Origin of the sequence: Variovorax sp. DXTD-1, assembly GCF_003984625.1 — a bacterium.
Taxonomy (GTDB): domain Bacteria; phylum Pseudomonadota; class Gammaproteobacteria; order Burkholderiales; family Burkholderiaceae_C; genus Variovorax.
In genome coordinates this window covers 1-819 of sequence record NZ_RWKH01000075.1, presented here as the reverse complement: position 1 = coordinate 819, position 819 = coordinate 1, and the positions used below count along the sequence as shown (strand labels likewise).

The 819-nt window shown below is 55.8% G+C and carries 2 protein-coding genes; both read right to left on the bottom strand.

Going from position 1 to position 819, the window contains the following annotated elements; translation table 11 throughout:
- A partial coding sequence (locus EJI00_RS24920) for a hypothetical protein (RefSeq protein ID WP_221885077.1) occupies positions 1-299 on the bottom strand: 299 nt, incomplete at its 3' end.
- Between the two features lie 8 nt (positions 300-307).
- Positions 308-775, bottom strand: coding sequence for a hypothetical protein (locus EJI00_RS24915; RefSeq protein WP_126750127.1), 468 nt, complete (start codon positions 773-775; stop codon positions 308-310).
- Positions 776-819 lie beyond the last annotated feature (44 nt).

The window sequence follows — 819 nt, the reverse complement described above, 5'->3', positions numbered from 1 at the left end:
GCAATCAAAGGTTCCACCGGAATCCCATGTGCTTTTGCCACGGCGCTATAGAAGTCTTTTGACTCCATGAACCTGGCAGCCTCGCTTTTGTTGATGACACGCACGTCTTCGCCTGCGGCCACCATGCCTTTGATGATGTCGTTGGACCAAACGCCCTTGCCAACTCCACCGCTGTAGAGCACGGTCAGGCGGCCCGTGGCATCTGCGTTGACTCGGGCGGCCAATGCTCGAATTTGCTCAGGTGTCGTGTACGCACCCGGACTCTTGTGCAGCAGGTCAATGGCCTGATCGGCAGTCAACGGCCCGCTCACAGCTCGCACTCCGAGTCAATGTCGAGCGTGACGCTGTAACTCGTGTAGTTGCCTGAATACACGCCAGCGCCTTGGTAGGCCGTCAAGGCTTCTTTGAGATCGGCCAGAATTTCTCGCCGATGGGGTTTTAACGGCTCAGGCAGTCCATTGCTGCCGTTGAGCATCACCAACCGCCAGTGTGACCAACCGGGTTCGCCAGCCTCCCATCGACCATCGAGCGCATCCAGTCGTAGGGTTAGCTCATGGCCCTTCCAGTAAAAGGTGAATGTTTGTTGGTTGCGCACTTCGATGTCGCGCCCCCCAGCCCCAGCACCCGCCACATGGCGCAGATAGATGTCGCGCTCCCGATCAATTGTCCAATCGCGTGCGCTGGTAAATCCCAAAAACTCAAACCTCTTGTCGATCTGCTTAAGACCGTATTTCTCAATATCCTCAGGCGGGGTGAATTCGTTTATAAAGGTCATGAGAGTTCTCCTGCATTTGTCAGTGATTGGGGGTGAGGTCTATG

Coding starts and splice junctions, on each gene's coding strand:
- EJI00_RS24915 (WP_126750127.1), bottom strand. CDS start 775: ATGACCTTTATAAACGAATTCACCCCGCCTGAGGATATTGAGAAATAC.